This window comes from Leclercia sp. GLN_9 (genome assembly GCF_043105735.1).
GTDB lineage: Bacteria > Pseudomonadota > Gammaproteobacteria > Enterobacterales > Enterobacteriaceae > Enterobacter > Enterobacter adecarboxylatus.
This window is the reverse complement of sequence record NZ_JBICLV010000004.1, coordinates 319,809-341,784: the sequence shown is the minus strand read 5'-3', so window position 1 is coordinate 341,784 and position 21,976 is coordinate 319,809. Positions and strand designations below refer to the sequence as shown.

Genomic DNA, 21,976 nt, shown 5'->3' with positions numbered 1-21,976 from the left:
TGCCCTGGCAGCGCCAGGGCAGGGTCATTACCACTGATAACTCACGAAAATCTTGCCGTTGCGGCCATCCTGCGGGATGCCCTGCGGCGACCAGTATTCTTTGTCGAAGGCGTTGCCCAGCACCAGCGTGGTGGTCACGCCTTTCAGCGCCTGCTGGCCCTGATAGCTGACGTAAAAATCATTCACCGCGTAGCCGGGCTGGTGGCTGTAGCTGCTGCTCACGTGGGTGGAGCGATCGGCAAAGGTGCCGATCCAGCCAAGGCTAAAGCCACTCTGCGCCACCGGGATATCCAGCTTGCTGGAGACGGTGTCCGGGCTGATGCTGGAGATATACTCCCCGGTGTCGGTGTCTTTGCCACGGGTGCGGTTATAAGCGACATCCAGGGTGAACAGGCTGGCAGAGTATTTCGCCATCATGTCCCAGCCCCAGATTTTGGCGTTCGGCACGTTGTACGACATGGTAGTGGCCGCGGCAAAATCGACGGTAGTGGAGATGTAATCTTTGGCGTTGGTATCAAAGTAGCTGGCTTTGAACTCCAGCGCATCATTAGCCAGCAGCAGATCGTCAAAGCGCAGACCAAACCCGTACTCCTGAGTTTCGTTGGTTTCCGGGCGCAGGTTCGGGTTCGGCACCCAGTAGTTGGTGTAGAAGCGGCCAATAGAGAAGTGTTTAGCGTCGTTGTACATTTCGCCCATCGTCGGCGCGCGGAAGGCCTGAGCATAAGAGCCGAACAGCATCAGCCATTCTGCCGGGGTGATGGTGATCCCGGCGCGGGATGACCATTTATCCGCATCCACATCCTCGTAGCCATCGCTGCTGCCGCGATAATTATCGTAGCGGGTGCCGCCCAGCAGAGTGACGGGCAGATCGCGCAGGGTGATCTCATCCTGCAGCCAGCCGGAGCTGAAATCGATACGCGCATCCGGGAAGCCGGTGGTGGCACCGGACGGCTCCTGCTCCTGACGATAATACTCCCCGCCGTAAGTCAGCAGGTGCGAGGCGAAGGAGTCGGCGAACAGGCGGGTGCGGTTCTCGACTTTGCCGCCTTTGGTGGTCTGCTGGCGGAATTCGCCGGTGCCGTCGATATTCTGGGCATTGATACGCGCTTCAGACCAGTAGATGCGGGCATCGGCGTTTAGCCAGTCATTGCCCGCCGGAGCGATATGATATCCCAGCTGCACGTCCCGCTGAATGGTGGAGCGGTCGGTCATCGGGTTGCTGCTGTCATCGGCCGCGATAGTTTGCGGGTTCTTCGGCTCCTGCGCCGCGTTGTTGTAATAGCGCAACGATCCGCTCAGGGACTGGGCCTGATCCAACTGCCAGCTGCCTTTAGCCAGCATGTTGTTGATGGATTCGTCATTCGGCGCGGTACCGCCGCCGCCCTGACGGATATCCCCGCGATCCCGGCTCGACCAGGCCACAAGGCCATCGAGGGTATCAGTGCGGCCAAAGGCGCTGGCACCCATCCCGAGGCTGTGATCGCCGGTGGCGGCAGTGCCAAATACGCGATAGCCGCTGGTTTGTCCGGCCTGGAGCAGGTCTTTCGCATCGGCAGTGTCATAGGCGATCACCCCGCCCATCGCGCCGCTGCCATACAGCAGGGCCGATGGCCCGCGCACGATCTCAATGCGCTTAATCAACGCCGGGTCGAGGAAGGTACTGTTCAGGTGACCGGTATCAGTGCCCTGACGCACGCCGTCAACCAGCACCAGCACGCCGCGACGATCGTAGCCGCGCAGATTGACGTCCTGGCCATTGGTACGACCGGTCCCGTCGAGCGTCAGACCGGGCACGTGGCGTAGCAGATCGGTGGCAGAACTGGCGGTTTGATTTTCCGGGGCGCTGGCGTCAATGACGCTGACCATCATCGGGGCTTCGAAGGCGCTGCGGGCATTACCGGTGGCGGTAACGGTCATGTCGTCGGTGGCGGCAACAGCCGCTCCCGGCAGGGCACTGACGATCGCCAGCGCCAGCAGCGACGGGCGTAAAGACGCGGTGTTCAGGTATGGCATGAGCCACTCTCCATTTAAAAGTGAAAAGCGCTGGCTGCCTGGGGAACCTGGGTGGCTGGCGGGGGGGCTTATTTTGTGAGAATTAATTTTCCGGCATGTGTCTGACGCAGCAGGTAGTGCTGGCCGTCATGCTCGATAATGACGCGGCCCTCTTTGCCCAACAGTTGTTTACTGTCGATGCGACGGTCGGTCGCGCCTGGTGCAGGCTGTGTTTTGTCTTCAGGACGAGTGAGCGTTGCAGCAGTGTTATCCATACGTGACATAGTGTTTTTCAAAATAGCAATCAATGTAACAATGATAATCATTATCAACAAATCGATTTTGACGGCAAGCGTTTTATGAAAAAACAGTGACGTGAGGGAGGTGCGGGGTAACGCGGTCTGTAAAAAAGCCCGGTGGCATGGCGCTTACCGGGCCTGTGAAGGGAGATTGAGCAGGCCGGGCAAGACGCAACTGCTACCCGGCGCAGGCATTAAAAACGGGAATTTACCGCCGCAGCAAGTTTATCCAGCAGGACTTCGGTATCTTCCCAGCTCAGGCAAGGGTCGGTAATCGACTGACCGTAGGTGATAGGCTGACCGACCACCACTTTTTGCGTGCCTTCGCGCAGGAAGCTCTCGGCCATAATCCCGGCAATAGCGGTAGAGCCGTTGCGGATCTGCTGGCAAACCTCATCGCAAACGTCCAGCTGACGGCGGTGCTGTTTCTGGCAGTTGCCGTGACTGAAATCCACCACCAGTTGCTCGGGCAGATCAAATTCACGCAGGGTATCGCAGGCTTCGGCCAGATCCTGAGCGTGATAATTTGGCTGTTTGCCGCCGCGCATAATGATATGGCCGTATGGGTTGCCGCTGGTCTGATAGATGGTCATCTGACCGTTCTTATCCGGCGACAGGAACATATGGCTGGCACGGGCTGCGCGGATGGCATCCACCGCAATACGCGTATTGCCGTCGGTGCCGTTTTTAAAGCCCACCGGGCAGGAGAGCGCCGAAGCCATTTCACGGTGGATCTGGCTTTCAGTGGTGCGGGCACCAATAGCCCCCCAACTGATCAGATCGGCGATAAACTGTCCGGTCACCATATCGAGGAATTCGGTAGCAGTGGGAACGCCCAGCTCGTTAACCTGCAACAGCAGCTTGCGCGCCAGCTGAATGCCGTGATTTACCCGGTAGCTGCCGTTCAAATCGGGATCGGAGATCAGCCCTTTCCAGCCCACTACGGTGCGCGGCTTCTCGAAGTAGGTGCGCATAACGATTTCCAGGCGGGCGTGGTGTTTGTCCCGCAGCCCTTTCAGGCGCTGGGCATAGTCCATTGCGGCATCAAGGTCGTGAATAGAACAGGGGCCAACAATCACCAGCAGGCGGCGATCTTCACCGTTAAGGATTTTTTCAATACGCTTACGTGACGTTGTCACGTTTTCTGCCACTGCCGCAGAAACAGGGTACCGCTGGGCCAGTTCAGCTGGCGTGACCAGGCTATCGATACGCGCTGTGCGGAGTTCATCGGTTTTATTCATGGTATTTCTCAGAATGTAGTGCTTCATCGGTAACTTACCGGGAAGTGATGGGCATCACCTTAAACCAATCCCCGCTGAATTCAAGTGCAGGGCACAAGCGGTGCCCTGTGATGGAGTGCGAGTATAAAGGATTATGGACTAATGTACTAGCCTGTTAGTACATGCGGCGATTGAGACCCATAATATCGAGGATTTTGGTGGCGATCTCTTCTACCGAATAGTTAGTGCTGTTCAGACACGGGATGTTGTTCTTACGGTACAAGGCTTCCACTTCAGCCACCTCCAGCCGGCACTGGCGCATCGAGGCGTAGCGGCTGTTCTCCCGGCGCTCTTCGCGGATCGCCGCCAGTCGTTCCGGGTTAATGGTCAGCCCAAACAGCTTATGCTGCAGGGGTTTGAGCGCCGCGGGAAGGACAAGGTTATCCATATCGTCGGCGATAAAGGGATAGTTTGCTGCGCGGATCCCGAACTGGAGGGCCAGGTAAAGGCTGGTGGGGGTTTTGCCGCAACGCGAGACGCCGAGCAGGATGACCTGCGCCTGATCGAGGTTACGCATTGAGATGCCGTCATCGTGGGCGAGGGTATAGTCAATGGCGGCGATTCGGGCGTCGTACTTGATAAGATTGGCCGGGTTCAGGCCGTGGGTGCGGTGCGCCACTGGTGTAGGGTCCAGCTTCAGCTCTTCCTGCAGTGGGGCCACCAGCGCCTGGACAATGTCCTGACAGAAGCCTTCGCTTTGCAGAATGATATTGCGAATTTCCGGGATCACAATCGAGTAGAACACCAGCGGACGCTCGCCGGTCTGCTGGAAAATGGCGTCGATTTGATCTTTAACCGCTCTGGCTCGGCTCTCGTTTTCCACGAACGGCAGCGTGATGCTGTTGATAGACACCGGGAATTGCGACATCACCGCATGGCCTAACACTTCGGCGGTGATGGCCGTACCATCGGAAATATAAAAAACGTGGCGATCGACAGCATTATCCATTTGGCACACTCTGTATATCAGATGTAATTGACTGAAAGCTTAAATTAAAAAAGTAAAATACAACAGTCAATGCCGCACCTAAATTAAAAATGAAACGCTATTTTTATTTTTAATGAAAGGGGTGTTTCATTTTTCAAAATCACCCTAAAGTCTGATGTTTTTTGTGGGATTCTATAATAATCATCAGGTTAGGATTTAAGCGGGAACAGTCTGAAAAGCTAAAAAATAAAAGTGCTTACACGATTCACCGTTTTTTTAGCGCGGATAAATATGACAGTATAAATACGCAGTAAGGAGTTTCTTAAAACCCGTTCATATATCACAAAAGGATTGTTTCGATGTCCAACAATGGCTCGTCACCGCTGGTGCTTTGGTATAACCAACTCGGCATGAATGATGTAGACAGAGTTGGAGGCAAAAATGCCTCCCTGGGTGAAATGATTACGAATCTGTCCAGTATGGGTGTCTCCGTACCGAATGGATTTGCTACTACCGCCGATGCCTTTAACTATTTTCTGGATCAAAGCGGCGTAAACCAGCGCATTTACGAACTACTGGATAACACGGACATTGATGATGTCTCTGAGCTTGCCAAAGCCGGGACCCAAATCCGCCAGTGGATCATCGATACACCTTTCCAGCCTGAACTGGAAAAAGCCATTCACGACGCCTACAACCAGCTTTCTGCTGATGATGCTCAGGCCTCCTTTGCCGTGCGCTCATCTGCCACCGCAGAAGACATGCCGGACGCCTCGTTCGCCGGGCAGCAGGAGACCTTCCTCAACGTGCAGGGCTACGATGCCGTGCTGGTGGCGGTAAAACATGTGTTTGCCTCCCTGTTTAACGATCGTGCGATCTCCTATCGCGTGCATCAGGGTTATGACCACCGCGGCGTTGCGCTGTCGGCTGGCGTGCAGCGCATGGTGCGTTCGGATCTGGCCTCGTCAGGCGTGATGTTCTCTATTGATACCGAATCGGGTTTCGATCAGGTGGTCTTTATCACTTCCGCCTGGGGTCTGGGCGAGATGGTGGTGCAGGGTGCTGTCAACCCGGACGAATTCTACGTTCACAAACCAACCCTGGCCGCGGATCGTCCGGCAATCGTGCGTCGCACCATGGGTTCGAAAAAAATCCGCATGATCTATGCGCCGACCCAGGAGCATGGCAAGCAGGTGCGGATCGAAGATGTGCCACAGGAGCAGTGTGACCGCTTCTCGCTGACCGATGCCGAAGTGCAGGAGCTGGCGAAGCAGGCGGTGCAGATCGAGAAGCACTATGGCCGTCCTATGGATATCGAGTGGGCCAAAGATGGCAACACCGGCAAACTGTTTATCGTCCAGGCGCGTCCTGAAACCGTGCGTTCCCGCGGTCAGGTAATGGAGCGTTACACGCTGCATGCGCAGGGCAACATCATCGCTGAAGGCCGTGCTATCGGTCACCGCATCGGCGCAGGTCCGGTGAAGGTGATCCACGACATCAGCGAAATGAACCGTATCCAGCCGGGCGACGTGCTGGTCACCGACATGACCGACCCGGACTGGGAACCGATCATGAAAAAGGCGGCGGCGATTGTCACCAACCGTGGCGGCCGTACCTGTCACGCGGCCATCATAGCTCGTGAGCTGGGCATCCCGGCCGTGGTCGGCTGCGGTGACGCCACCGAACGCATGAAGGACGATCAGAACGTTACCGTCTCCTGTGCCGAAGGCGATACCGGTTACGTCTATGCCGAGATCCTCGACTTTAGCGTGAAGAGCTCCAGCGTTGACACCATGCCGAGTCTGCCGCTGAAGATCATGATGAACGTCGGTAACCCGGATCGTGCCTTTGACTTCGCCTGTCTGCCAAACGAAGGGGTGGGCCTGGCGCGTCTGGAGTTCATCATCAACCGTATGATCGGCGTTCACCCGCGAGCGCTGCTGGAGTTCGACGACCAGGATCCGAAGCTGCAGAAAGAGATCCGCGAGATGATGAAGGGCTACGACTCGCCGAAAGAGTTCTACGTTGGCCGTCTGACCGAAGGGATCGCCACGCTGGGCGCAGCTTTCTACCCGAAACGCGTCATCGTGCGTCTCTCTGATTTCAAATCTAACGAATACGCTAACCTGGTGGGCGGCGAGCGTTACGAGCCGGAAGAAGAGAACCCGATGCTGGGCTTCCGTGGTGCCGGTCGTTACGTTTCCGACAGCTTCCGCGACTGCTTTGCGCTGGAGTGCGAGGCGGTAAAACGCGTGCGCAACGATATGGGGCTGACCAACGTCGAAATCATGGTGCCGTTCGTGCGTACCGTCGATCAGGCGAAAGCGGTTATTGACGAGCTGGCCCGTCAGGGGCTGAAGCGCGGCGAGAACGGCCTCAAAATCATTATGATGTGTGAGATCCCGTCCAACGCCCTGCTGGCAGAGCAGTTCCTGGAACACTTCGACGGCTTCTCTATCGGCTCCAACGATATGACGCAGCTGGCGCTGGGTCTGGATCGTGACTCCGGCGTGGTCTCTGCGCTGTTTGATGAGCGTAACGAGGCAGTCAAAGCGCTGCTGTCGATGGCCATCCGTGCCGCGAAGAAACAGGGCAAGTACGTCGGCATCTGTGGTCAGGGGCCGTCCGACCATGAAGACTTTGCTGCCTGGCTGATGGAAGAGGGGATTGATAGCCTGTCCCTGAACCCGGACACCGTGGTGCAAACCTGGCTGAGCCTGGCGGAACTGAACAAGTAACGTCACGCTTCTGCAATATAAAAAGGCGAGGACTTAGGTTCTCGCCTTTTTATTTTTCCCTGTTTGCTCAATCTAAAGAGACTGGAATGCGGCAGCTCTGTTTTTCAGATACAAGGTAAATTATTGATTATTAGAAATTAAAATTTTGATAATTTGCGCTTCCGGTGTTTGCATGCATATTGCTCACCTCAAAACGTAAAACGCATAACCGCCTGAAAAATTGATAAAAAAAAGCCCATCGTGGGAGATGGGCAAAGACTACACACAGCAATTCGTTGTTTCACTCAGGGGATTTCCATGCTTATAAATCAAGGTGTTGTTGATTCATAACCGTGACCTAATAGTAGGCATGGTGGATTTTTGCGTCGATCAGATTCGTCTCAATAGTTTAAAGAAAATGAAGATTTTATTAGAGGAATGAGGCAATTGCGGATAAAAACGGCTTTAGCTGCGCTTAAGGGAAATCTGAATGATAAGTGACGCTTAACATTCTGGTGGGCGAACCCACCAGAAGCATGAGCATTACTTTTTAAGCTCTCGTTCGTCCTGAAGCGTCTGGAACAGGACATCCGGGTCGGTCGGCGGCAGCGGAACTTCATGCACCCACGCGGAAAACAGTCGCCAGGAGACCGCCAGCAGCACCGGCCCGATAAACAGCCCGATCATCCCGAAAGCAATTAACCCGCCGATAACGCCGGAGAGGATCAGGATTAACGGCAAGTCGGCACCCATACGAATCAGAATCGGTCGGATCACGTTGTCCATCGTGCCCACCACGCAGCTCCAGACCAGCAGCACCGTGCCCCAGGTGGTATCCCCGCTCCAGTAGAGCCACACAATCGCCGGGACCAGTACCAGCAGAGGGCCAAGCTGCATCAGGCAGGTCAACAGCATCAGCACCGTAAAGAGCGTGGCGTAAGGCACGCCAGCAAGCGCCAGACCAATCCCACCCAGCACCGACTGTACCAGCGCCGTCACGACCACGCCCAACGCTACCGCGCGCACGGCCTGCGCCGCCAGCAGCATCGCCGCATCGCCACGCGCTGACGCCAGACGTGTCGCAAAATGACGAACCCCGAGGGCAACCTGCTCGCCGCGCCAGTACAGCAAGGCGCTGAACAACAGCATCAGGACACAGTGGACAACAAAGCGACCCAGGTGCGCAGCAGTCCCCACAAACCAGGTGGTGGTCGCGCCAATATAGGGCCGAACTTTGGCCATAATGGCGCTGCCACCCATGTCCAGCAGGTTGTGCCAGCCGGCATAGAGCTTATCGCCAATCAGCGGAATATCGTTGAGCCAGTCCAGCGTCGGGAGCGTCATATCCCCGCTGGTAATGCTGGAGATGAGCGGGCCGCTGCCGTCCACCAGGCTGTTCACCAGTAACGCCACCGGGATCACAAAGAGCAGCACCAGCAGCAGCGTCATAACCAGCACGGCCAGCGCGCGGCGACCAAAAAGTAAACGTTCCAGCCGAAGAAACAGCGGCCAGGTGGCGATAACCACCGTGCCTGCCCAGGCAAAGCCCAGAATGAAGGGTTGTACAATCCACAGACACGCAATAATCATGATTGCCAGAAACAGCACCGACAGCAAAACTTGCGCAACGTCCCTGGGCTGGTGTCGATTGACCATATATGAATTTCACCTTTGAATTACACCGGAAAGGCCGGTGAGAACAGGAAACCGCATCACTACAATCATTAGTGATTTCAGCGATTTTTAACAGGCAGATTCTGCCTGTAATTCTGTCGGGCGCATAAGAAAAAAATGTGATACAAACAGGGAAGCACAACGCAAACGATTATCTACAACAATTCAGATGGGGCAGGGTCGACAGTAATGATCCCACAAATTTCTCAGGCACCTGGCGTCGTTCAGCTGGTGCTCAATTTTTTGCAGGCTTTGGAGCAACAGGGTTTTACCGGCGATACCGCCACACGTTATGCCGACAGGCTGACCATGGCGACCGACAACAGTATCTACCAGCTACTTCCCGATGCAGTCGTTTTTCCCCGTTCTACCGCTGATGTGGCCCTGCTGGCCCGTCTGGCTTCCCAGGAGCGTTTCGCTTCGCTGATCTTTACCCCACGCGGCGGTGGCACTGGCACCAATGGCCAGGCGCTGAATACGGGGATCGTTGTCGATATGTCCCGCTATATGAACCGCATCATTGAGATCAACCCGGAAGAGGGGTGGGTGCGGGTAGAGGCCGGGGTGATTAAGGATCAGCTTAACCAGTACCTGAAGCCCTTCGGCTACTTTTTTGCGCCGGAGCTATCGACCAGTAACCGCGCCACTCTCGGTGGGATGATCAACACCGACGCCTCCGGCCAGGGGTCGCTGGTGTACGGCAAAACCTCCGATCACGTCCTTGGCGTGCGGGCGGTGCTGCTGGGTGGGGATATTCTCGATACCCAGCCCGTACCGGTCGAACTGGCCGAGACGCTCGGCAAAGACAAGACCACCACCGGTCGCATCTACCGCACCGTGCTGGAAAGCTGTCGCGACAATCGCCAACTGATTATCGATAAATTCCCAAAACTGAACCGCTTCCTGACGGGCTACGATCTGCGCCATGTGTTCAATGATGACCTCAGCCAGTTCGATTTGACCCGCATCCTGACCGGCTCCGAAGGCACGCTGGCCTTTATCACCGAGGCGCGCCTTGATATCACCCGTCTGCCGAAAGTGCGACGTCTGGTGAATGTGAAGTACAACTCCTTTGACTCTGCGCTGCGCAATGCACCTTTCATGGTCGATGCCCGCGCCCTGTCGGTAGAAACCGTCGACTCGAAAGTGCTCAACCTGGCGCGGGAAGATATCGTCTGGCATTCGGTCAGCGAGCTGATCACCGACGTACCCGACAAAGAGATGCTGGGTCTGAATATCGTTGAGTTTGCCGGTGATGACGCTGAACTCATTGAAAGCCAGGTCGAAGCTCTGTGCCAGCGTCTGGACGAGCTGATTGCCCGGGGCGAAGGCGGGGTCATTGGCTGGCAGGTGTGCAACGAGCTGGCAGGCATCGAGCGTATCTATGCGATGCGTAAAAAAGCGGTGGGCCTGCTGGGGAACGCTAAAGGCGCGGCCAAGCCGATCCCCTTTGCCGAAGATACCTGCGTCCCGCCGGAAAATCTCGCTGACTATATTGTCGAATTCCGCGCGCTGCTCGACAGCCACGGCCTGAGCTACGGCATGTTCGGCCACGTTGACGCCGGGGTGCTGCACGTTCGCCCGGCGCTGGACATGTGCGATCCGCAGCAGGAGATACTGATGAAACAGATCTCCGACGAGGTGGTGGCACTCACGGCCCGGTACGGCGGCCTGCTGTGGGGCGAACACGGAAAAGGGTTCCGCGCGGAGTACAGCCCGGCCTTCTTTGGCGAAGCGCTGTACGACGAACTGCGCAAAATCAAGGCGGCCTTTGATCCGGACAACCGCCTCAATCCGGGTAAAATCTGTCCGCCAATGGGCGTTGATGCGCCGATGATGCAGGTGGATGCGGTGAAACGCGGCACCTTCGATCGCCAGATCCCGATTGCGGTGCGATCCTCCTGGCGTGGCGCCATGGAGTGTAATGGCAACGGGCTGTGCTTTAACTTTGATGCCAAAAGCCCGATGTGCCCGTCGATGAAGATCACCAGCAACCGAATCCACTCTCCGAAAGGGCGTGCGACGCTGGTGCGCGAGTGGCTGCGTCTGCTGGCCGATCGCGGCGTGGATCCGCTGGCGCTGGAGAAAGAGCTGCCGGAGAAACGCGCCAGCCTGCGCACTCTCGTCGAACGCACCCGCAACAGCTGGCATGCGCGCAAAGGGGAGTACGATTTTTCCCATGAAGTAAAAGAGGCGATGTCGGGCTGCCTGGCCTGTAAAGCCTGTTCCACGCAGTGCCCGATCAAAATCGACGTGCCGGAGTTCCGCTCGCGCTTCCTGCAGCTCTATCACAGCCGTTACCTGCGTCCGGTGCGCGATCACCTGGTGGCAACGGTCGAGAGCTATGCGCCCTTGATGGCCCGCGCACCACGCACTTTCAACTTCTTTATCAACCAGCCGCTGGTACGCAAGCTGTCTGAGAAGCATATCGGCATGATCGATCTGCCTCTGCTCTCCACGCCTTCTCTGCAACGCCAGCTGGTGGGGCACCGCTCCGCCAACCTTACCCTTGAGCAGCTTGAAGCGCTGAGTGACGAGCAAAAGGCGAAAACGGTGCTGGTGGTTCAGGATCCGTTTACCAGCTATTACGATGCGCAGGTGGTGGCTGACTTTATCCGCCTGGTGGAGCGGTTGGGCTATCAGCCGGTACTGCTGCCGTTCTCGCCGAACGGCAAAGCACAGCATATTAAAGGTTTCCTCAATCGTTTCGCGAAAACGGCGCAGAAGACTTCTGACTTCCTTAGCCGGGTGGCGCTTCTGGGGATGCCGATGGTGGGCGTCGATCCGGCCCTGGTGCTCTGCTATCGCGATGAGTACAAGCAGACCCTGGGCGACAAGCGCGGCGAATTCCACGTGATGCTGGTGCACGAGTGGCTTCCGACCATTGTCGACGGGCAAGCGCCCCAGGAAATCAGCGGCGAATCCTGGTATCTGTTCGGCCACTGTACCGAAGTGACCGCACTGCCGGGTGCGCCTGCCCAGTGGGCCTCGATCTTTGCCCGCTTTGGCGCGAAGCTCGAGAGCGTCAGCGTCGGCTGCTGCGGCATGGCCGGAACCTATGGCCATGAGGTGGTGAACCATAAAAACTCGCTGGGGATCTATGAGCTCTCCTGGCACCAGGCGATGCAGCGTCTGCCGCGTAATCGCTGCCTGGCGACCGGTTACTCGTGCCGAAGCCAGGTCAAACGCGTCGAGGGTAGCGGCGTGCGCCATCCACTGCAGGCTCTGCTGGAGATTATGGGATGATCTGGAAACGTGCGGTCACCTTGCAGGCGTTAAACGCCATGAGCGACGGGAACATGGTGGGATTACTGGACATTCAGTTTACCCGCATTGGTGAAGATGAACTGGAAGCGACCATGCCGGTGGACAGTCGTACCCATCAGCCGTTTGGCCTGCTGCACGGTGGTGCGTCTGTCGTGCTGGCCGAAACCCTTGGCTCGGTGGCGGGGTATCTCTGCACCGAAGGAGAGCAAAAGGTGGTGGGGCTGGAGGTTAATGCCAACCACTTACGTTCCGTGCGTAGCGGTCGGGTACGGGGCGTTTGTCGCGCCCTGCATACTGGCAGGCGACACCAGGTGTGGCAGATTGATATCTTCGATGAACAGCAGAATTTGTGCTGCTCGTCGCGGCTGACCACCGCGGTCGTGTAAAAACTAAGGCCGCAAAAGCGGCCTTTTTTGTTTTCCATCCCGTTGATATCGCGCTGCTTTCAGAAAGGACGCAATTTTTGTTAATTCGCAGATCAACGTTTATGAGACTATTCCGGTGTTCCTTCAAGAGCTAAGCCATGATGAGTGCCGGAGATAAGCGCCGGATGGAACAAGAAGCCCTTAAGATTACCTGCGGTAGTCTTAAGGGCTTTCTTTTTTGCGCGTCTCAACCGCGGCCTTTTGTCCCTTCAATAATCATCTTTAATGTCCTGCATGGCTGACAGGAACACCAGACCGGTAATGACCACGGCAAGGATGGCGGTTATCAATAGTGCAGTAAGCATATCCCCTCCTTTTGCTGGCCCTATACAGCAAGGATAGCGCACCCCAGGCCTGTTATTAGCCCCCACCGGGCTGCTTTCGGAATACGCTTACAGGTACGAACAGCGAAGCCACCCCTCCTCCTATCTCAAAAATAGGCATTTTCTATACATATTTTGCATTTATCTCGTTCAGCCCTAGATAAAGCGAAAATTACGCTTTCGATCAATGTGTTAAGTAAATGTGATCATCCCTGTTAACCCTCGTAGCAGGGTCTATGCTTAATGAAAGTAGCCAAAAAGGGCGGTTAAGCCGAATGCCCCTGCAACTGAGGGGTTGAAGTGATAATCATTATCACTAACATGGTGTTATGCCCTGGGGGCGCACTACAAGAGGTGGATTTATGCAACAGCATTCAGAAACATTCGATCCAACAGAATTTGCGTGGCGTGGTTTATCGCTCACACCTTCCGCAGCGGCGCATATACGCGACCTGGTGAGCAAAAAGGAGGGCATGCTCGGTGTGCGGTTAGCCGTTAAGACGACCGGTTGTGCCGGTTTTGGTTATGTGCTGGATACCGTCAGCGAACCGGCTAAAGACGACCTGCTATTCGAGCAGGACGGTGCCCGGCTGTATGTTCCCTTGCAGGCAATGCCGTTTATCGACGGTACGGAAGTGGATTACGTGCGCGAAGGCTTAAACCAGTTATTCAAATTCAATAACCCGAAAGCCCAGAACGAATGCGGCTGCGGCGAAAGTTTTGGGGTATAGGCGGTATTATGTCTCGACATACTGAAGCAACTGACGATGTCAACACCTGGTCCGGCGGCCATATCAATTACAAAGAAGGCTTCTTCACCCAATTGCAGACCGATGAGATGGCAAAAGGGATCAATGAAGAGGTCATCCGAGCCATCTCTGCAAGGCGTAACGAGCCAGAGTGGATGCTGGAATTCCGACTCAATGCGTTCAAAGCCTGGCTGGAGATGGACGAGCCGCACTGGCTGAAGGCGCACTACGATAAGCTGAACTATCAGGATTACAGCTACTACTCTGCGCCGTCGTGCGGCAACTGCGACGATACCTGCGCCTCTGAACCCGGCGCGGTACAGCAGACCGGCACTAACGCCTTTTTAAGCAAAGAGGTGGAAGAGGCTTTCGAGCAGCTTGGCGTGCCGGTGCGCGAAGGGCGTGAGGTGGCGGTAGATGCTATCTTCGACTCCGTTTCGGTCGCCACCACCTACCGGGAAAAGCTGGGTGAGCAGGGGATCATTTTCTGCTCCTTTGGCGAAGCCATTCACGATCACCCCGAGCTGGTGAAGAAGTATCTCGGTACCGTGGTGCCGGGCAACGACAACTTCTTTGCTGCGCTGAACGCGGCGGTGGCCTCTGACGGCACCTTTATCTATGTACCTAAGGGCGTACGTTGCCCAATGGAGCTATCGACCTATTTCCGCATCAATGCCGAAAAAACCGGTCAGTTTGAACGCACCATTCTGGTGGCCGATGAGGGCAGCTACGTCAGCTATATCGAGGGCTGTTCCGCCCCGGTGCGTGACAGCTATCAGCTGCACGCCGCGGTAGTGGAAGTGATCATCCATAAAGACGCCGAGGTGAAATACTCGACGGTGCAGAACTGGTTCCCGGGGGATAACAACACGGGCGGCATTCTGAACTTCGTCACCAAGCGCGCCCTGTGCGAAGGCGAGAACAGCAAGATGTCGTGGACTCAGTCGGAAACCGGCTCCGCCATCACCTGGAAGTACCCGAGCTGCATTCTGCGCGGGGACAACTCCATCGGCGAGTTCTACTCGGTGGCGCTCACCAGCGGCCATCAGCAGGCCGATACCGGCACCAAGATGATCCACATCGGCAAGAACACCAAATCGACCATTATCTCGAAGGGGATTTCGGCGGGCAAAAGCCAGAACAGCTATCGGGGATTGGTCAAGATTATGCCAACCGCCACCAACGCCCGTAACTTTACCCAGTGTGACTCGATGCTGATTGGCCCTGACTGCGGGGCGCATACCTTCCCGTACGTCGAATGCCGTAACAACAGCGCTCAGCTGGAGCATGAAGCGACCACCTCGCGGATTGGTGAAGATCAGCTCTTCTACTGCCTGCAGCGCGGCATCAGCGAAGAGGATGCCATATCCATGATTGTGAACGGCTTCTGTAAGGATGTGTTCTCGGAACTGCCGCTGGAGTTTGCCGTTGAAGCGCAGAAATTACTGGCGATTAGCCTTGAACACAGCGTCGGTTAAGGATTAAGGAAAGCACATGTTAAGCATTAAAGATTTACAGGTCAGTGTGGAAGATAAAGCGATCCTGCGCGGCCTGAGCCTGGAGGTTCGTCCGGGTGAAGTGCACGCCATTATGGGGCCGAACGGCTCGGGGAAAAGTACGCTCTCGGCAACCCTTGCCGGACGCGAAGATTATGAAGTGGTTGGCGGATCGGTGGAGTTTAAAGGCAAAGATCTGCTGGAGCTGTCGCCGGAAGATCGCGCTGGCGAAGGCATTTTTATGGCCTTCCAGTATCCGGTGGAGATCCCGGGCGTCAGCAACCAGTTCTTCCTGCAGACTGCGCTCAATGCCGTGCGCAAATACCGTAGCGAAGAGGAGCTGGATCGCTTTGATTTTCAGGATCTGATGGAAGAGAAGATCCAGCTGCTGAAGATGCCGGAAGACCTGCTCACCCGCTCGGTCAACGTCGGTTTTTCCGGCGGGGAGAAGAAGCGCAACGACATTCTGCAGATGGCGGTGCTGGAGCCGGAGCTATGCATCCTCGATGAAACCGACTCCGGGCTGGACATCGACGCCCTGAAAATTGTCGCCGACGGCGTTAACGCCCTGCGCGACGGCAAACGGTCGTTCATTATCGTCACCCACTACCAGCGTATTCTCGATTACATCAAGCCGGATTACGTGCACGTGCTCTATCAGGGGCGTATTGTGAAATCCGGTGATTTCACGCTAGTGAAACAGCTGGAGGAGCAGGGCTATGGCTGGCTTAGCGAACAGCAGTAACGCGCTGCAGCAGTGGCACCGTCTGTTTGAGGCTCAGGGCGGGGCGCGCTCGGCGCAGGCCGAGCAGCACCTGCAGCAGATGCTGCGCCTGGGGTTACCGACGCGTAAGCATGAAAACTGGAAATACACCCCGCTGGAAGGGCTACTCAACGGCAACTTCGTGGCGCGTCCGGCAAGCGTCGCGCCTGCCGATCGGGATGCGCTGGCTCTTACCCTGGATGCCACCCGGCTGGTGTTTGTTGACGGGCGCTTTAACCCGGCGCTGAGCGACAGCACCGACAACAGCGGGTTTGAGGTTGTTATCAACGACGAGCATCAGAACCTGGCGGCACCGGTGCAGCCTGAGGTGTTCCTGCATCTCACCGAGAGCCTGGCGCAAAGCGTGACCCATATCAGCGTGAAGCGCAACACGCGCCCGGCGAAGCCGCTGCTTCTGCTGCATATCACCCAGGGGCTGGAAGGGGACGAGATCAACACCGCCCACTATCGCCATCATCTGGAGTTGGGCGAAGGGGCAGAGGCGACCCTTATCGAACACTACGCCAGCCTGACCCCGGCCAGGCACTTTACCGGCGGCCGTCTGACCATGAACGTGGCGGCTAACGCCCGGTTACACCACATCAAGCTGGCGTTTGAGAATGCGGCGAGCCACCACTTTGCCCATAACGATCTGCGGCTTGCCGCCGATGCGACGGCATTCAGCCACAGCTTCCTGCTGGGCGGAGCGGTACTGCGCCATAACACCAGTACCCAGCTGAACGGCGAAAATACCACGCTGCGCATCAACAGCCTGGCGATGCCAGTGAAAAACGAAGTGTGCGACACCCGCACCTGGCTTGAGCACAATAAGGGCTACTGCAACAGCCGTCAGTTGCATAAAACAATCGTCAGCGATAAGGGGCGAGCGGTCTTTAACGGGCTGATCAATGTGGCGCAGCACGCCATCAAAACCGACGGGCAGATGACCAACAACAATCTGCTGTTGGGCCGGCTGGCAGAGGTGGACACCAAACCGCAGCTGGAAATCTATGCCGATGACGTGAAGTGCAGCCACGGGGCAACGGTAGGCCGTATTGATGATGAGCAGATGTTCTATCTGCGCTCCCGCGGGATCGACAAGCAGGCGGCAGAGAAAATGATCATTTACGCCTTTGCCGCCGAGCTGACCGAAGCGCTCGGGGATGAAACCTTAAGACAGCAGGTGCTGGCGCGTATCGGTCAGCGTCTGCCCGGAGGTGTGGCATGACATTTCCTGTAGAGAGAGTGCGGGCGGATTTCCCTGTCCTGACCCGTGAAGTGAACGGTCTGCCGCTTGCCTATCTCGACAGCGCTGCCAGCGCGCAAAAGCCTGCGCAGGTGATCGAGGCCGAAGCGGAATTTTACCGGCATGGTTATGCGGCGGTGCACCGGGGGATCCATACCCTCAGCGCCGAGGCGACGCAGCGGATGGAGAACGTCCGTACCCGGGCGGCGGCATTTTTAAATGCCCGCTCGCCGGAAGAGCTGGTATTTGTACGCGGCACCACCGAGGGGATTAACCTGGTGGCCAACAGTTGGGGCAGTGCTGAGGTTCATGCGGGGGATAACATCATCATCACCCAGATGGAACACCACGCCAATATTGTGCCCTGGCAGATGCTGTGCGAGCGCGTCGGCGCGGAACTGCGGGTGATCCCTCTCAATCAGGACGGAACGTTACAGCTTGACCGGCTGGATACCTTGCTGGATGAACGTACCCGCCTGGTGACCCTCACCCAGATCTCCAACGTGTTGGGAACCGAAAACCCGGTGGCAGAGATCATCGCCAAAGCCCATCAGGTTGGCGCAAAAGTGCTGGTGGACGGGGCGCAGGCGGTGATGCACCACACCGTTGATGTTCAGGCGCTGGATTGCGATTTCTACGTTTTCTCCGGGCATAAGCTCTACGGACCGACCGGTATCGGCGTGCTGTACGTTAAAGACGACATTCTGCAAAAGATGCCGCCGTGGGAAGGGGGCGGGTCGATGATCGCCACCGTCAGCCTGAGCGAAGGCACCACTTACGCCCGCGCGCCGTGGCGTTTCGAAGCCGGAACGCCCAACACTGGCGGTATTATCGGCCTCGGGGCGGCGATGGAATATGTCTCGGCCATTGGCCTTGATGCCATTGCCGAGTACGAGCAGATGCTGATGCACTATGCACTGGCAGAGCTGGCCAGCGTGCCGGATCTGACCCTCTACGGCCCGGCCGACCGCCAGGGAGTGATCGCCTTTAATCTGGGGAAACACCACGCCTATGACGTCGGCAGTTTTCTTGATAATTACGGGGTAGCGGTACGCACCGGCCACCACTGCGCCATGCCGCTGATGGCGTTCTATCAGGTACCGGCGATGTGCCGCGCATCGCTGGTGATGTACAACACAATGGAAGAGGTCGACAGACTGGTGGCAGGGCTGAAGCGTATCCACCATCTGCTGGGCTAAAAGAGGGCAAAAGATGGCTGCGTTGCCAGACAGAGACAAATTACTGCGCAACTTTACGCGTTGCGCAAATTGGGAAGAGAAATACCTCTACATCATTGAGCTGGGGCAGCGTCTGCCTCCGCTGAGTCCAGAGGCGCACATCCCGGAAAACAGTATTCAGGGCTGCCAGAGCCAGGTGTGGATAATAATGCACCAGAATGACGCCGGGGTAATTGAATTAGCGGGTGATAGTGATGCGGCAATAGTAAAAGGCCTAATTGCTGTCGTGTTTATTTTATATCAGCAGATGTCCCCTCAGGATATTGTCGCTTTCGACGTGCGCCCGTGGTTTGAAAAAATGGCGCTGACCCAGCATTTAACGCCTTCCCGTTCGCAGGGACTTGAGGCGATGATCCGCGCAATCCGCACCAAAGCCGCCAACATTAGCTAGACTTACAGGACAGCTATCATTCTGTTTCACGAGGTGGTTCCCGCCTCGTGGATTTTTCAGCTTTCTGACGTCCAGTCAGTGAATAAGGAATCTCAGTATGAAGCGCGCGTCCCTTGTCACTCTCATTCTTTTTGGTTCGCTCAGCGCGCTTAATAGCGCCCGGGCGATGGATTATCCCTTGCCACCGGCGGGCAGTCGTCTTATTGGGCAAAACCAGACGTATGTCATTCAGGAAGGGGATAATAACCTGCAGGCAATTGCGCGCCGGTTTAATACCGCTGCGCACTTAATTCTCGAAACCAATAATACTATCGCCCCGGTTTATCCTGCGCCGGGAACGGTGATTACGATTCCGTCGCAAATGTTGCTCCCGGACACTCCCCGGGAAGGGATTGTGGTGAACCTGGCCGAACTGCGCCTTTACTACTATCCGCTGGGGGAAAACAGCGTGCAGGTTTATCCGCTGGGGATTGGGCAACTGGGTCTGGATACGCCGGTTACTGTCACCCGCATCAGCCAGAAAATCCCTAATCCGACCTGGACCCCCACAGCGGGCATCAGAGCGCGCTCGCTGGAGAAGGGCATCAAACTGCCCCCGGTAGTACCCGCAGGGCCGAATAACCCGCTGGGGCGCTTTGCACTGCGTCTGGGCGTGGGTAACGGCGAATACCTCATCCATGGCACCAGCGCACCGGATAGCGTCGGGCTGCGCGTCAGTTCCGGCTGTATGCGCATGAATGCCCCGGATATCAAAGCGCTTTTTGCCCAGACGTCCGTCGGGACGCGAGTGCAGATCATCAATGAGCCGGTGAAGTTCTCCGTGGAGCCGGACGGTAAGCGCTACGTTGAGGTGCATCGTCCTCTGGCGTCGGAGGAGGGGGAAAACCCACAAACTCTGGCAATCGCCCAATCCAGCGCGCTTGCGTCGTTTATGTCGCAAAGCGGGAGCGATAAGCTGCTGGTGAATAAAGCGTTGACACGGCGGGCGGGAATCCCGGTAGAAGTATCGACAGGCGTCGGGTCTCAGCTTCAGAGCACCGGCTTGTCAGCCCGGAACACGCCGCTGCCGGTATCAGCAAATCAGGGTGGGCATGAAAAGGCAATTCAGTAAAGCAAAATAGCGGGCAAAAAAAAATGGCGCACAATGTGCGCCATTTTATTAACACAGGTACTATTACTTACGGTATTTAGTAGCCTGGTTGTCCAGACGCTGGTTAGCGCGTGCTGCGTCATCTTTAGCAGCCTGAACGTCGGAACGCATTGCGTTCACGTCGTTGCTCAGCTGGTCAACTTTAGCGTTCAGAGTCTGAACGTCAGAAGACAGCTGATCGATTTTAGCATTGCTGGAGCAACCTGCCAGCAGAGTAGAACCCAGGATTACCGCGCCCAGTACCAGTTTAGTACGATTCATTATTAATACCCTCTAGATTGAGTTAATCTCCATGTAGCGTTACAAGTATTACACAAAGTTTTTTAGGTTGAGAATATTTTTTTGATGGGAATATGCCTATTTTTGATCGTTCGCTCAAAGAAACACCTGTTTTGACTATTTCGTGAAAAATATTGTGCAAAAACAGACTATTTTCATCGGATTCATCTTAGAAACCGTACCCGTTAAATAGAAAAACCCGATTTGCTTTTTTAATAACTTTGGCTGATAGCGGATATAAAAAAAGCGTCCCGAAGGACGCTTTTTAAACAAATTAATTCGTTCGATATTATTACAGCACGTGAACAGATGCGGTATTAGTGGTGCCACTTGGTACCAGCGCACCAGAAACCATCACCACAACGTCACCTTTCTGCGCCAGGCCACGCTCAACCAGCTGCAGGGCCACTTCTTTACCCAGACGGTAGAAATCATCCGTAGAAGCGATCTCTTTCACCAGGTGTGGCACAACGCCTTTGCTCAGTACCAGCTGACGAGCAGTGATCTCGTTAGTGGTCAGCGCCAGGATAGTCGCGTTCGGGAAGTATTTACGTACGGCTTTCGCAGATTTACCGCCCTGAGTAGCAACCACGATCAGTGGCGCTTCCAGTTTCTCGGCAGTTTCAACTGCACCACGGCACACGGCTTCGGTGATACGCAGTTTACGGCTGTCGTTGTTGTTATCCAGACGGCTAGGCATCACGCGGTCAGTACGCTCGCAGATGGTGGCCATGATGGAAACCGCTTCCAGCGGGTATTTACCCTTCGCGGATTCACCGGACAGCATTACTGCATCGGTACCGTCGAGGATGGCGTTCGCCACGTCGCCAGCTTCTGCGCGGGTTGGACGTGGGTTTTTGATCATTGAGTCCAGCATCTGGGTCGCGGTGATAACCACTTTGCGGGCACGAACACACTTCTCGATCATCATCTTCTGCGCGAAGATCACTTCTTCAACCGGGATTTCAACGCCCAGGTCACCACGCGCAACCATGATGCCGTCAGAGGCTTCAAGGATTTCGTCGAAGTTGTTGAGGCCTTCCTGGTTTTCGATTTTGGAGATGATCTGGATGTGCTCGCCGCCGTGCGCTTTCAGGTGCTCACGGATTTCAACTACGTCGGAACGTTTACGGATAAAGGACGCCGCAACAAAGTCAACGCCTTGTTCGCAACCGAAGATCAGGTCTTGTTTGTCTTTCTCTGCCAGCGCAGGCAGGGCAATGGAAACGCCTGGCAGGTTAACGCCTTTGTTTTCACCGAGGTCGCCGTTGTTCAGCACTTTACAAACAACGTTTTTGCCTTCGATGGCGGTCACTTCCATACCGATCAGGCCGTCGTCCACCAGGACGGTGTTGCCAACGGACAGATCGCTGGTGAAGCCTTCATAGGTCACAGCAACGATTTCATTGTTGCCGACAACGGACTTGTCTGTAGTGAACGTGAAGGTCTGGCCCGCTTTCAGAGAAACGTCGTTGCCGCCTTCCAGTTTAATGGTGCGAATTTCTGGACCTTTGGTATCCAGCAGGATTGCTGCTTTTTTACCGGTCTTGCTCATCACGTTGCGCAAGTTCTGGATGCGCTGACCGTGTTCAGCATAGTCACCGTGAGAGAAGTTCAGACGCATAACGTTCATGCCGGCGTCCAGCATTTTGGTCAGCATCTCTTCAGATTCGGTTTTCGGGCCGATGGTGCAAACAATTTTCGTCTTTTTCATGACAGTCTTAGTCTTTAAGTTGAGAAGGATATGGAAATCTCGCTC

Annotated in this window: 17 protein-coding genes and 1 other RNA gene; 10 read left to right on the top strand and 8 right to left on the bottom strand. The window is 55.9% G+C overall.

What is annotated here, in order from left to right; genetic code table 11:
• Window positions 1-27 precede the first annotated feature (27 nt).
• The 4 genes from ACF8PE_RS01680 to ACF8PE_RS01665 all read right to left on the bottom strand — a co-directional run bounded on the left by ACF8PE_RS01680 (window position 28) and on the right by ACF8PE_RS01665 (window position 4,520).
• Complete coding sequence (locus ACF8PE_RS01680; protein ID WP_144883169.1) at window positions 28-2,013, bottom strand: TonB-dependent hemoglobin/transferrin/lactoferrin family receptor; 1,986 nt, start codon at window positions 2,011-2,013, stop codon at window positions 28-30.
• Between the two features lie 68 nt (window positions 2,014-2,081).
• Window positions 2,082-2,318 (bottom strand): hemin uptake protein HemP, encoded by a 237-nt coding sequence (gene hemP, locus ACF8PE_RS01675; protein WP_032617757.1) that lies wholly within the window; start codon window positions 2,316-2,318, stop codon window positions 2,082-2,084.
• Between the two features lie 167 nt (window positions 2,319-2,485).
• Entirely contained in the window at window positions 2,486-3,532 is a 1,047-nt protein-coding gene (gene aroH, locus ACF8PE_RS01670; RefSeq protein WP_392494369.1) for a 3-deoxy-7-phosphoheptulonate synthase AroH, read from the bottom strand.
• Window positions 3,533-3,686: 154 nt separating this feature from the next.
• On the bottom strand, window positions 3,687-4,520 hold the full coding sequence (locus ACF8PE_RS01665; RefSeq protein ID WP_032617758.1) for a pyruvate, water dikinase regulatory protein: 834 nt from the start codon (window positions 4,518-4,520) through the stop codon (window positions 3,687-3,689).
• 338 nt (window positions 4,521-4,858) lie between these two features.
• Here ACF8PE_RS01665 and ppsA point away from each other — a divergent pair, with 338 nt between their 5' ends.
• On the top strand, window positions 4,859-7,237 hold the full coding sequence (ppsA, locus tag ACF8PE_RS01660) for a phosphoenolpyruvate synthase (RefSeq protein ID WP_392494367.1): 2,379 nt from the start codon (window positions 4,859-4,861) through the stop codon (window positions 7,235-7,237).
• 223 nt (window positions 7,238-7,460) lie between these two features.
• Here the strand turns inward: ppsA and rprA are convergent.
• Together rprA and ydiK are read right to left on the bottom strand one after the other, a co-directional pair.
• Window positions 7,461-7,571, bottom strand: an RNA gene (rprA, locus tag ACF8PE_RS01655) — antisense sRNA RprA.
• 188 nt (window positions 7,572-7,759) lie between these two features.
• Window positions 7,760-8,872, bottom strand: a complete 1,113-nt coding sequence (gene ydiK, locus ACF8PE_RS01650; protein ID WP_059308143.1) for an AI-2E family transporter YdiK — start codon at window positions 8,870-8,872, stop codon at window positions 7,760-7,762.
• 207 nt (window positions 8,873-9,079) lie between these two features.
• Between ydiK and ACF8PE_RS01645 the strand changes: the two genes are divergently transcribed.
• The 9 genes from ACF8PE_RS01645 to ACF8PE_RS01605 all read left to right on the top strand — a co-directional run bounded on the left by ACF8PE_RS01645 (window position 9,080) and on the right by ACF8PE_RS01605 (window position 19,899).
• Window positions 9,080-12,136: an FAD-binding and (Fe-S)-binding domain-containing protein gene (locus ACF8PE_RS01645; RefSeq protein WP_059308142.1), complete on the top strand. Its 3,057-nt coding sequence runs from the start codon at window positions 9,080-9,082 to the stop codon at window positions 12,134-12,136.
• On the top strand, window positions 12,133-12,543 hold the full coding sequence (gene menI / locus ACF8PE_RS01640; RefSeq protein WP_032617763.1) for a 1,4-dihydroxy-2-naphthoyl-CoA hydrolase: 411 nt from the start codon (window positions 12,133-12,135) through the stop codon (window positions 12,541-12,543). The genes ACF8PE_RS01645 and menI overlap by 4 nt, the downstream gene beginning before the upstream one ends.
• A gap of 724 nt (window positions 12,544-13,267) precedes the next feature.
• Window positions 13,268-13,636: a Fe-S cluster assembly scaffold SufA gene (sufA, locus tag ACF8PE_RS01635; RefSeq protein ID WP_032617764.1), complete on the top strand. Its 369-nt coding sequence runs from the start codon at window positions 13,268-13,270 to the stop codon at window positions 13,634-13,636.
• An 8-nt stretch (window positions 13,637-13,644) separates the two neighbouring features.
• Window positions 13,645-15,132 (top strand): Fe-S cluster assembly protein SufB, encoded by a 1,488-nt coding sequence (gene sufB, locus ACF8PE_RS01630; protein ID WP_032617765.1) that lies wholly within the window; start codon window positions 13,645-13,647, stop codon window positions 15,130-15,132.
• A gap of 16 nt (window positions 15,133-15,148) precedes the next feature.
• Window positions 15,149-15,895: a Fe-S cluster assembly ATPase SufC gene (gene sufC / locus ACF8PE_RS01625; RefSeq protein ID WP_032617766.1), complete on the top strand. Its 747-nt coding sequence runs from the start codon at window positions 15,149-15,151 to the stop codon at window positions 15,893-15,895.
• Window positions 15,870-17,141, top strand: coding sequence for a Fe-S cluster assembly protein SufD (sufD, locus tag ACF8PE_RS01620; RefSeq protein ID WP_103793171.1), 1,272 nt, complete (start codon window positions 15,870-15,872; stop codon window positions 17,139-17,141). Before sufC ends, sufD begins: the two co-directional genes overlap by 26 nt.
• Window positions 17,138-18,358, top strand: a complete 1,221-nt coding sequence (gene sufS, locus ACF8PE_RS01615; RefSeq protein ID WP_059308140.1) for a cysteine desulfurase SufS — start codon at window positions 17,138-17,140, stop codon at window positions 18,356-18,358. Before sufD ends, sufS begins: the two co-directional genes overlap by 4 nt.
• Before the next feature lie 13 nt (window positions 18,359-18,371).
• Entirely contained in the window at window positions 18,372-18,788 is a 417-nt protein-coding gene (gene sufE / locus ACF8PE_RS01610; RefSeq protein ID WP_032617769.1) for a cysteine desulfuration protein SufE, read from the top strand.
• A 97-nt stretch (window positions 18,789-18,885) separates the two neighbouring features.
• A complete protein-coding gene (locus ACF8PE_RS01605; protein ID WP_392494364.1) occupies window positions 18,886-19,899 on the top strand; it encodes a L,D-transpeptidase family protein in 1,014 nt (337 codons plus the stop codon).
• Between the two features lie 63 nt (window positions 19,900-19,962).
• Here the strand turns inward: ACF8PE_RS01605 and lpp are convergent, their stop codons facing one another.
• Complete coding sequence (gene lpp / locus ACF8PE_RS01600) at window positions 19,963-20,199, bottom strand: murein lipoprotein Lpp (protein ID WP_001082307.1); 237 nt, start codon at window positions 20,197-20,199, stop codon at window positions 19,963-19,965.
• Window positions 20,200-20,509: 310 nt separating this feature from the next.
• Window positions 20,510-21,931 (bottom strand): pyruvate kinase PykF, encoded by a 1,422-nt coding sequence (pykF, locus tag ACF8PE_RS01595; protein ID WP_032617771.1) that lies wholly within the window; start codon window positions 21,929-21,931, stop codon window positions 20,510-20,512.
• Window positions 21,932-21,976: the final 45 nt, after the last annotated feature.

Excerpts from the sequence above, each read along its gene's own strand:
- ACF8PE_RS01605 (WP_392494364.1), top strand. The coding sequence starts at position 18,886 with ATGAAGCGCGCGTCCCTTGTCACTCTCATTCTTTTTGGTTCGCTCAGC.
- ydiK (WP_059308143.1), bottom strand. The coding sequence starts at position 8,872 with ATGGTCAATCGACACCAGCCCAGGGACGTTGCGCAAGTTTTGCTGTCG.
- lpp (WP_001082307.1), bottom strand. The coding sequence starts at position 20,199 with ATGAATCGTACTAAACTGGTACTGGGCGCGGTAATCCTGGGTTCTACT.
- ACF8PE_RS01680 (WP_144883169.1), bottom strand. The coding sequence starts at position 2,013 with ATGCCATACCTGAACACCGCGTCTTTACGCCCGTCGCTGCTGGCGCTG.
- menI (WP_032617763.1), top strand. The coding sequence starts at position 12,133 with ATGATCTGGAAACGTGCGGTCACCTTGCAGGCGTTAAACGCCATGAGC.
- ppsA (WP_392494367.1), top strand. The coding sequence starts at position 4,859 with ATGTCCAACAATGGCTCGTCACCGCTGGTGCTTTGGTATAACCAACTC.
- ACF8PE_RS01645 (WP_059308142.1), top strand. The coding sequence starts at position 9,080 with ATGATCCCACAAATTTCTCAGGCACCTGGCGTCGTTCAGCTGGTGCTC.
- sufA (WP_032617764.1), top strand. The coding sequence starts at position 13,268 with ATGCAACAGCATTCAGAAACATTCGATCCAACAGAATTTGCGTGGCGT.
- sufS (WP_059308140.1), top strand. The coding sequence starts at position 17,138 with ATGACATTTCCTGTAGAGAGAGTGCGGGCGGATTTCCCTGTCCTGACC.
- pykF (WP_032617771.1), bottom strand. The coding sequence starts at position 21,931 with ATGAAAAAGACGAAAATTGTTTGCACCATCGGCCCGAAAACCGAATCT.
- sufE (WP_032617769.1), top strand. The coding sequence starts at position 18,372 with ATGGCTGCGTTGCCAGACAGAGACAAATTACTGCGCAACTTTACGCGT.
- sufC (WP_032617766.1), top strand. The coding sequence starts at position 15,149 with ATGTTAAGCATTAAAGATTTACAGGTCAGTGTGGAAGATAAAGCGATC.
- ACF8PE_RS01665 (WP_032617758.1), bottom strand. The coding sequence starts at position 4,520 with ATGGATAATGCTGTCGATCGCCACGTTTTTTATATTTCCGATGGTACG.
- sufB (WP_032617765.1), top strand. The coding sequence starts at position 13,645 with ATGTCTCGACATACTGAAGCAACTGACGATGTCAACACCTGGTCCGGC.
- sufD (WP_103793171.1), top strand. The coding sequence starts at position 15,870 with ATGGCTGGCTTAGCGAACAGCAGTAACGCGCTGCAGCAGTGGCACCGT.
- hemP (WP_032617757.1), bottom strand. The coding sequence starts at position 2,318 with ATGATTATCATTGTTACATTGATTGCTATTTTGAAAAACACTATGTCA.
- aroH (WP_392494369.1), bottom strand. The coding sequence starts at position 3,532 with ATGAATAAAACCGATGAACTCCGCACAGCGCGTATCGATAGCCTGGTC.